The sequence below is a fragment of the Micromonospora sp. NPDC049662 genome (genome assembly GCF_040675055.1).
Classification (GTDB): domain Bacteria; phylum Actinomycetota; class Actinomycetes; order Mycobacteriales; family Micromonosporaceae; genus Micromonospora.
The window spans coordinates 107,164-117,072 of sequence record NZ_JBFAOC010000017.1; the positions used below are offsets into that span (position 1 = coordinate 107,164).

Consider the following 9,909-nt stretch of genomic DNA (forward strand, 5'->3'; position numbering starts at 1 on the left):
AGCGCTGGGGCGTACGTCAGCTGCAGCCGCTGGTGGAGCCGCAGCCCTCGCAGACGTAGCAGCTACCGGCCGGGCGCATCTTCGTACCGCAGGTGAAGCAGAGCGGCGCGTCGGCGGCCTTGCCGATCACGGCCTCCAGCAGCTCGGTGCTGGAACCCACGCTCGTCACCGGCTTGGCGGCGGCCACGTCGGCCATCTCCTGGGCCGGCTGGGCGACGGCCTCGGTCTTGGCCGGAGCCTCCACCGGCGCGGAGGACGCCATGGCGGTGAGGTCCGCACCGGTGACGGCGGCGGCCTCCGCGTCGGCCTCGGCCCGCAACTGGGCGGCCCGCTCACCGGCGGTGAAGATGCCCAGCTCGGCGCGGCGCTCGTAGGGCAGGAAGTCCAGTGCCAGGCGACGGAAGATGTAGTCCATCACCGAGGCCGCCATCCGCACGTCCGGGTCGTCGGTCATGCCGGCCGGCTCGAAGCGCATGTTGGTGAACTTGCTGACGAACGTCTCCAGCGGCACGCCGTACTGCAGGCCGATGCTGATGGCCACCGAGAAGGCGTCCATCACGCCGGCCAGGGTCGAGCCCTGCTTGGACATCTTGAGGAAGACCTCGCCGAGGCCGTCGTCCGGGTAGGACGACGCGGTCAGGTAACCCTCGGCACCACCGACGGAGAAGCTGACCGTCTCGGACGGGCGCTTCTTCGGCAGGCGCTTGCGCACCGGCCGGTACTCGATGACCTTCTCCACCGCGGCCGGCGCGGCGGTCGTGGTCTCGACGGCGGCCGGCTCGGTGGCCTTGTTCTTCTTGGCCACCGACAGCGGCTGGCCGACCTTGCAGTTGTCCCGGTAGATCGCCAGGGCCTTGAGGCCGAGCTTCCAGCCCTCGAAGTAAATCTTCTCAACGTCCTCGACGGTGGCCGCCTCCGGCATGTTGACCGTCTTGGAGATGGCGCCGGAGACGAACGGCTGGATGGCCGCCATCATCCGCACGTGGCCCATCGGGGCGATGGTCCGCTCACCCATCGCGCAGTCGAAGACCGGGTAGTGCTCCGGCTTCAGGCCCGGGGCGTCCACCACGTGGCCGTGATCGGCGATGTGCTCGACGATCGCCTCGACCTGCTCCTCGGGGTAGCCGAGGCTGCGCAGGGCGCGCGGCACGGTCTGGTTGACGATCTGCATCGAGCCGCCGCCGACCAACTTCTTGAACTTGACCAGCGCCAGGTCCGGCTCTACGCCGGTCGTGTCGCAGTCCATCATGAAGCCGATCGTGCCGGTCGGGGCGAGGACGCTGGCCTGCGCGTTACGCCAACCGTTCTTGTCACCGATCTTGTTGCCCTGGGTCCACTGCTTGGTCGCCTCGCGGACGATCGCGGTGGCCACCGGGCTGGTCGGCTTGATCTCGTCATTGGCGGCGGCGTGCTTGCGCATGACCCGCTTGTGCGGCTCGGCGTTGCGGGCGTAGCCGTCGTACGCGCCGACGACCCCGGCCAGCTCGGCCGAGCGCCGGTACGCGGTACCGGTCATCAGGGACGTGATCGCGGCGGCGACCGAGCGGCCCTGCTCCGAGTCGTACGGCAGACCGGTGGCCATCAGCAGGGCGCCGAGGTTGGCGTAGCCGATGCCGAGCTGCCGGTAGGCCCGCGACGTCTCTCCGATCTTCTCCGTCGGGAAGTCGGCGAAGCAGATCGAGATGTCCATCGCGGTGATGACGAACTCGACGGACTTGACGAACTTCTCCACCTCGAAGCCACCGTCGGCGCGGAGGAACTTCATCAGGTTGAGCGAGGCCAGGTTGCACGAGGAGTTGTCCAGGTGCAGGTACTCCGAGCACGGGTTCGACGCGGTGATCCGCCCGGTCTCCGGGCAGGTGTGCCAGTCGTTGATCGTGTCGTCGTACTGCAGGCCCGGGTCGGCGCACTCCCAGGCGGCCTGGGAGATGGCACGGAAGAGGTTCTTGGCATCGACGGTCTCGATCGTCGCGCCGTCCAGCCGACCGCGCAGGTCGAAACCCTTGCCGTTCTCGACCGCCGACATGAACTCGTCGGAGACCCGGACCGAGTTGTTGGCGTTCTGGTACTGCACGCTGACGATGTCGGAGCCGCCGAGGTCCATGTCGAACCCGGCGTCGCGCAGCGCGCGGATCTTGTCCTCCTCGCGCGCCTTGGTGACCACGAACTCCTGGATGTCCGGGTGGTCCACGTCGAGGATGACCATCTTGGCCGCGCGCCGGGTGGCACCGCCGGACTTGATGGTGCCGGCCGAGGCGTCCGCGCCACGCATGAAGCTGACCGGGCCGGAGGCGTTGCCGCCGGAGGAGAGCAGCTCACGGGACGAGCGGATGCGCGACAGGTTGACGCCGGAGCCGGAGCCGCCCTTGAAGATCAGCCCCTCCTCCTTGTACCAGTCGAGGATGGAGTCCATCGAGTCGTCGACGGCCAGGATGAAGCAGGCGCTGACCTGCTGCGGCGACGGCGTACCGACGTTGAACCAGACCGGCGAGTTGAAGCTGAACACCTGGTGCAGCAGCATCCAGGTCAGCTCGTGCGCGAAGATCTCGGCGTCGGCCGGGCTGGCGAAGTAGCCGTACTCCTCGCCGGCGGTGCGGTACGTGCTCACCACCCGGTCGATGAGCTGCTTGAGCGACCACTCCCGCTCCGGGGTCCCCACCGCGCCCCGGAAGTACTTCGTGGTGACGATGTTCGCCGCGTTGACGCTCCACGACTCCGGGAACTCCACGCCCCGCTGCTCGAAGTTGATCGAGCCGTCCCGCCAGTTCGTCATCACGACGTCCCGGCGCTCCCACGAGACCTCGTCGTACGGGTGGACCCCCTCCGTCGTCCACACGCGCTCGATCTTCAGCCCCGCGCCTGCCTTGTTCCGTGAACGGCTCGTTGTCACGCCGTCGCCCCCCTCGTCTGCGCGGTCACCCACCGCGCGTCCTGATCTCTCGGAAAAACAGTGAAGTCTCAGTTGGTACGGCCGGCGGCCTCGACCGCGTCGGCCCGACCCTGCTCCCGGGCTCGCGCCGCAGCCCGCAGCGTCTCGATCTCGCGCTCGAAGTCGGCGAGCGAGTCGAAGGAGCGGTAGACGCTGGCGAACCGCAGGTAGGCGATCTCGTCCAGGTCGCGCAGCGGACCCAGGATCGCCAGGCCCACGTCGTGGCTGGGGATCTCGGCGGCCCCCTTGGCCCGGACCGTCTCCTCCACCCGCTGCGCGAGCAGCGCGAGTGAGTCGTCGTCCACCGGCCGGCCCTGGCACGCCTTGCGCACCCCGCCGATGATCTTCGTGCGGCTGAACGGCTCGGTCACCCCGCTGCGTTTGACGACCGCGAGGACCGCCTCCTCGACCGTGGTGAACCGCTTGCCGCACTCCGGGCAGGAACGCCGCCGCCGGATGAGCTGACCGTCGTCGGCCTCCCGCGAGTCGACCACCCGGGAGTCGGCGTGCCGGCAGTACGGACACCGCATCGCGGACCCCCTAATCATGATCAATCGCGTCGTACCGGACACACCCGGGCACAGGCCGCCGCAACGGTGCCATGCGCTCATGGCGCCCGCTGTGATCGACCCTACGGGAGTGCGGTCGGTAGTCAGACCCAACCTGTGGGCAACTTACGCCCGTGTCACTACTACATCTAGGGGTCGACGGTATGTCGCCGACGAACCCGGGTCAAGTTGACCGGCGTGTCCGGCGCGTCACGGACCATCGGCGTCGTCCACCCCCCGCGAGACCAACGCCGACACCCCGCCTGGGTTACCGGCCGCCCACCCCGAGCGCGACCGGAATCGGGCAACAATCGAACACGCGTGCTACTCGACGTACCATTTATCAGAACATCCGTACGAGGAGAGTGGTTTTTCACCCCGACACGCCGGTGAGAGGTCGTACAGATGTTTGAAAATGACCGATCTCACCTATACGGTCAGGAACAACCGCACGCACCACGAGCCGACGAGGCACCCAGCGCCGACCAGGGAGGACGGACGTGACCGAGGACCGGGCCAGCCGGCCGAAGAGCCCGCAGCAGATTACCGAGGCGGGCCCGCCGGCCACCCGACGCCGCACCGCCGCGCGCAGCCGGACGGGTCAGCCCGCCGTGCGCCCGGTCACACCGGTGGTCAGCGCCTTCCCCGACCCGGCGACGGTCGACCTGACCGCCCGCCAGCGCCGCATCCTGGAGTTCATCCGCACCTGGGTGGAGCGGCACGGCTACCCGCCGAGCGTCCGGGAGATCGGCGAGGCGGTCGGCCTGGTGTCCCCGTCGAGCGTCGCCTACCAGCTCAAGGAGCTGGAAAAGAAGGGCTTCCTGCGACGCGACCCCAACCGACCGCGCGCCGTGGACGTCCGCGCGCCCAGCGAAGCCATCGACGACGAGCTGTCCCGCGCCCAACGGCCCACCCCGGCGTACGTGCCGATGCTCGGCCGGATCGCCGCCGGTGGACCGATCCTCGCCGAACAGGCCGTGGAGGACATCTTCCCCCTCCCCCGCGAGCTGGTGGGCGAGGGCGAGGTCTTCATGCTCCAGGTCAAGGGCGACTCGATGCTCGACGCGGCGATCTGCGACGGCGACTGGGTCGTCGTGCGGCAGCAGCCGACCGCCGACTCGGGTGAGATCGTGGCCGCCATGCTCGACGGCGAGGCGACCGTCAAGACCTACCGTCGCCGGGACGGGCACGTCTGGTTGATGCCGCAGAACCCGGCCTTCGACCCGATTGCCGGTGACGACGCCACCATCATGGGCCGGGTCGTCGCGGTACTCCGCCGGATCTGACCGACACGCGGGTGGGTGCCGTCGGCGCTCACCCGCGTCGCTCGACCGTTCGCCCCCTGCTGACCGGGCAATCCGGCAGAACCGTCGCAGTGCGGCCAGGTGACGCCGATCGCGTCAGTAGCGGTCGCCCCGAGGGCCACGACCGCCGCCGGGATACTGCCCGTACGGGTCGACGGGCGCGTCATCCTCACGTCGGCGACCGGGCCGCTGAGCCCGGTAGTCCGGCTCCTGCCCACCGCGGCGCGGCGGCTCGGCCCGACCACCGCCGGCTCGACCACCGCCGGGCTGACCGCCGCCGGGCTGACCGCCGCCGGGCTGGCCACCGCCGCCGTACACACCGCCGCCCGGCCGGCCACCACCGCCACCGGGCCGGCCCCCTCCGGGACCGCCGGCACGGCCGCCGCCGTACACACCGCCGCCGGCCGGAGCGCCGGCCGGAGCGCCGCCAGCCCCACCGGGCCGGGCAGCGCCGTAACCGCCTCCTGCCGGGCCGGCTGGACGCCCACCCCCAGCACCGGCCGGACGTCCACCCCCGCCGCTGGGGCGTTCGCCTCCGCCGCCGTAGACAGCACCGCCAGCGGGAGCGGCACCGCCCCGGCCGGAGCCGCCGTAGACCCCGCCGCTGGCTGCTGCGCCGCCGTACACGCCGGCGTTGGGACGGCCGCCGCCCGGCGGAACACGGTCGGCCCCGGGCGTGCCAGCGCGGTCGTCGGCGTCGTCCGCCGAATCGTCGGCGGCGGGCGGTCGACGGCGGGCGCGCACGATGCCGAAGATGCCGGCGCCGACGAGCAGCAGACCGAGTACGCCGACCGCGCCCACCAGATAGGTGATATCGGTGAAGCTGAGCCCGTCCATCCACGACTTCTTGGCCGCCGGCTTGTCGCCCGCGGTCGCCGCCAACGGCTCGGCCGCGCTGGTGGACGGCGTGTAGCTCAGGATGTCGACCGGCTCGTCGGCGGCGAACTGACCGGCGTCGGAGACCGTCACGAAGGACTTGCCGTCCGGGGTGTAGGAGATCGCCTCGCCGAACGGGTCGGCCAGCGCCGTCACCCGTGGCTTACCGGTGGTGAGCGCTCCCACGATGTCGTTGTCGGTGACGTCGTACTCGAAGGCGTCCGCGTAGGTACGGACGACGACGCGGGTGCCATCCGGCGATCGGGCTGCGCCGGTGATCGCGAGCCGCCCGTAGACGCTCAGCGGATTCTCGGTGGTGGTCTTCGGCAGCTTGATCTCGCCGACCTTCTTCATCGGCACCGGCGGGGTGTCGCCGTTGTTCAGCTTCGCCGACGGGGTGAAGATCTCCGAGTTGCCCTTCGCCACCTTCGTGATGATCAGTGGCAGGCCGTCGGCCCCCACCAGCAGCGCCTCCGCGTCACGGGGCTTGTTCTCCGGGTAGGAGAGCCGGTGCAGCACCGGCTGCTTGTTACCGGCGATCGGCATCGTCCAGACCGCGATCCGCGTCCGCCGCTCCTTGCTGGTGGCGTTGTCGCCGATGTCACCGATCCACAGGGTGTCGCCCTTCGGCGAGACGGCGAGATCCTCGGTGTCGAACGGCCCCGAACCCGAGTAGCGGACCGCATCCTTGGCGACCTTGCACTTGCTGTCGAGGAAGAAGATCCGCTTCCGCGAGTCGACCTCGGTGCCGTCGTTGATGACGATGTAACCGCTCTTGGTCGCGACCAGGCCGGACAGCTCCCGCAGGCGCTCGTCGGTGACCGTACAGCGCTTCTTGCCGGCGACCGCGGCGAGCGGCTGGGATGACACGGGAGCGGGAGCGGCTACGGCGACTCCGGCCAGCGCCACGGTTGCCCCGAACAGGCCGAGGGCAACCGTGACCGAGGAAACAACGCGGCGCATTCGGCCAGTGTCGCATGCCGCGCGTTTCGGATGGATGACGCCGGGGCCGCTCAAGGCCGGCTGCCGACCGCCTCGCCCTTGGGCGCCACGTCGTACGGCGCCAGCTCGGCGGCGAGCGCCGCGCTGACCCGGACGTGCAGCAGAGTGCCTTCCGCCAGGTGCGACGTGCTGAGCACCTCGCCCGAACGGTGCACCCGGGACACGAGGTCCCCCCGGTCGTACGGCAGGACGGCCCGCACCTCCACGGCGGGCTGCGGAAGCCGCTCCTCGATCGCCGCGCGCAACCCGTCGACGCCCCGACCGGAGTGCGCCGAGACGAAGATCGCGTCCGGCCAGAGGCGCTTGAGCCGCAGCAGCGTGTCCTCGTCGGCAGCGTCGGTCTTGTTGACCACCAGCAGCTCGGGGAGCCGGTCCGCGCCCACCTCGGCGAGCACCTCGTGCACCGCCCGCACCTGCTCCTCCGGATCCGGATGGGTGCCGTCGACGACGTGCACCACCAGATCGGCCTCCGCGACCTCCTCCAGCGTCGAGCGGAACGCCTCGACGATCTGGTGCGGCAGGTGCCGTACGAAGCCGACCGTGTCGGAGAGCGTGTAGAGCCGCCCGTCCGAGGCGGTGGCCTTGCGGGTCGTCGGGTCCAGCGTGGCGAACAGCGCGTTCTCCACCAGGACGCCCGCGCCGGTCAGCCGGTTGAGCAGGCTGGACTTGCCGGCGTTGGTGTAGCCGGCGATGGCCACGGCGGGCACCGAGTTGCGGGTACGACGGGCACGCTTGGTGACGCGTACCGTCTTCATGCTCTTGATCTCGCGACGCAGCCGGGAGATGCGGTGCCGGATGCGCCGCCGGTCGGTCTCCAGCTTGGTCTCACCGGGACCACGGACACCCACACCGCCGCCGGCGCCGCCGCCGCGACCGGAACCACCGGTCTGGCGGGACAGCGTCTCACCCCAACCGCGCAGTCGGGGCAGCAGGTATTCGAGCTGGGCCAGCTCGACCTGCGCCTTACCTTCCTTGCTCTTGGCGTGCTGGGCGAAGATGTCGAGGATCAGCGCCGTGCGGTCGACGACCTTGACCTTGGTGCGCTGCTCCAGGTTGCGCAGCTGCGACGGGGACAACTCGCCGTCACAGATGACCGTGTCGGCGCCGGTGGAGAGCACCACCGCGCCGAGGTCGTCGACCTTGCCGCGACCGATGTAGGTGGCCGGGTCGGGTCGCGTACGACGCTGGATCAGCCCTTCGAGCACCTGCGAGCCCGCCGTCTCGGCGAGCGCGGCCAGCTCGGTCAGGGAATTCTCCGCGTCGGTCACCGTGCCCTCGGTCCAGACGCCCACCAGGACCACCCGCTCCAGCCGAAGCTGGCGGTATTCCACCTCGGTGACGTCGCTGAGCTCGGTGGAGAGGCCTGGGACGCGCCGGAGAGACTGCCGCTCCGACAGGTCCAGCTCGCCGGTGGTGACATCGTCGAACTCGTCCTCGACGGGGACGAAGTTCTCCTGGTCTCGCAAGCGGTTCTCCTGTCCGTTTTGATAAGTAGAACGTAATCCTGACACGTCACAACGCCCAGCGCACCTGCTATATGCCCGTGCTGGAGGTCGCCAAAAGCGGGGGCGAATACCAGTCGACCTCCACAACCCGGTAGAAATGCTCAGGCGGCGGCCGACCGGCCGCACAGCCGTGACGGAGGGATCCCGTGGCCATCACCCGACTGCCGAGCGCCGGATTTTCGATCACCATCCGGATCGCCGTGACCGCGGACGCATCCTCGATCGGTCGGCTCACCACCTCCGTCGGCGAAGCCGGAGCGATCGTCACGGCGCTGGACGTGGTGGACTCGGACCCGACCCACGTGATCGTCGACCTGACCTGCGACACCGCCGACGCCAAGCACGCCGACCAGGTGGTCGACGCGCTCCGGACGCTGGACGGCGTGGACGTGCGCAAGGTGTCCGACCGGACGTTCCTCCTGCACCTCGGCGGCAAGATCGAGGTGACCTCGAAGGTCGCCCTGCGCAACCGTGACGAGCTGTCCCGCGCGTACACCCCGGGGGTGGCCCGGGTCTGCATGGCGATCGCCGAGAACCCGGCGGACGCCCGGCGACTGACCATCAAGCGCAACACCGTCGCGGTGGTCAGCGACGGCTCGGCGGTGCTCGGCCTGGGCAACCTGGGCCCCGCCGCCTCGCTGCCGGTGATGGAGGGCAAGGCCGCGCTGTTCAAGCGCTTCGGCGGGGTCGACGCCTGGCCGGTGGTGCTGGACACCCAGGACACCGACGAGATCGTGCAGATCGTCAAGGCGATCGCGCCCGCGTACGGCGGAATCAACCTGGAGGACATCGCCGCGCCGCGCTGCTTCGAGATCGAGGCCCGGCTGCGCGAGGCGCTGGACATCCCGGTCTTCCACGACGACCAGCACGGCACCGCGATCTGCGTGCTGGCCGCGCTGACCAACGCGCTGCGCGTCGTGGGCAAGCAGCTCTCGGACGTCCGGGTGGTCGTCTCCGGCGCGGGCGCGGCCGGCACCGCGATCATGAAGCTGCTGCTGCGTCAGGGCGTCGGCGACATCATCGCGTACGACCGCCAGGGCGCCCTGCACCGCGGCCTGACCGACCTCAACCCGGCCTGGCAGTGGCTGGCGGAGAACACCAACAAGGAGAACTACTCGGGCGACCTGCCCGGGGCGATCCGGGGCGCCGACGTGTTCATCGGGGTCAGCGCCCCGAACCTGCTCACCGGCGACGACATCGCCGGCATGGCGAAGGACGCGATCGTCTTCGCGCTGGCCAACCCCGACCCGGAGGTCGACCCGCGGGAGGCGCGCAAGCACGCCGCGGTGGTCGCCACCGGCCGCTCGGACCAGCCGAACCAGATCAACAACGTGCTCGCCTTCCCCGGGGTGTTCCGCGGCATGTTGGACGCGCACGCCGAGGAGTTCACCGAGGAGATGGCGATCGCCGCGGCGCGGGCCATCGCCGACGTCGTCGGTGAGGACAAGATCAACCCGACGGTGATCGTGCCGAGCGTCTTCGACTCCCGGGTGGCCCCGGCGGTCGCCGCCGCCGTCCGCGCCGCCGCGCACAACCCGAGCCCGCTCCCGGCCGCCGACCCCGGCCCGGCGGACCTCCCCGAAATCGCCGCCACCGCCAGCGCCACCCCCTAAACCCCCACCTAGCCCCCTCCCCCGCCCGGCCCCCGCTTCGACTTCCCCGGTGATCAAGAGGTTCGCGTCAGAATCGGTGCGATTCTTGACGCGAACCTCTTGATCAACACGTGCGAAGGGCCCGGAGGCAGG

The 9,909-nt window shown here is 70.3% G+C and carries 6 protein-coding genes; 2 read left to right on the forward strand and 4 right to left on the reverse strand.

Features of this window, described 5'->3' with window-relative positions; translation table 11 throughout:
• Positions 1-16 precede the first annotated feature (16 nt).
• Together AB0J36_RS15965 and nrdR are read right to left on the reverse strand one after the other, a co-directional pair.
• Positions 17-2,923, reverse strand: a complete 2,907-nt coding sequence (locus AB0J36_RS15965) for a vitamin B12-dependent ribonucleotide reductase (RefSeq protein WP_357122652.1) — start codon at positions 2,921-2,923, stop codon at positions 17-19.
• Positions 2,924-2,958: 35 nt separating this feature from the next.
• Positions 2,959-3,459 (reverse strand): transcriptional regulator NrdR, encoded by a 501-nt coding sequence (gene nrdR, locus AB0J36_RS15970; protein WP_355053254.1) that lies wholly within the window; start codon positions 3,457-3,459, stop codon positions 2,959-2,961.
• 518 nt (positions 3,460-3,977) lie between these two features.
• On the opposite strand from nrdR, the gene lexA reads away from it, so the two are divergent.
• Positions 3,978-4,763, forward strand: coding sequence for a transcriptional repressor LexA (gene lexA, locus AB0J36_RS15975; protein WP_355053253.1), 786 nt, complete (start codon positions 3,978-3,980; stop codon positions 4,761-4,763).
• Between the two features lie 114 nt (positions 4,764-4,877).
• Here lexA and AB0J36_RS15980 read toward each other — a convergent pair whose 3' ends face one another.
• Positions 4,878-6,620: a hypothetical protein gene (locus tag AB0J36_RS15980; RefSeq protein WP_357122645.1), complete on the reverse strand. Its 1,743-nt coding sequence runs from the start codon at positions 6,618-6,620 to the stop codon at positions 4,878-4,880.
• Between the two features lie 50 nt (positions 6,621-6,670).
• Positions 6,671-8,125 (reverse strand): GTPase HflX, encoded by a 1,455-nt coding sequence (gene hflX, locus AB0J36_RS15985; RefSeq protein WP_357122642.1) that lies wholly within the window; start codon positions 8,123-8,125, stop codon positions 6,671-6,673.
• 185 nt (positions 8,126-8,310) lie between these two features.
• Between hflX and AB0J36_RS15990 the strand changes: the two genes are divergently transcribed.
• Positions 8,311-9,777 carry an NAD-dependent malic enzyme gene (locus AB0J36_RS15990; protein WP_355053250.1) on the forward strand — a complete coding sequence of 489 codons (1,467 nt, stop codon included), beginning with the start codon at positions 8,311-8,313 and terminating at the stop codon, positions 9,775-9,777.
• Positions 9,778-9,909: the final 132 nt, after the last annotated feature.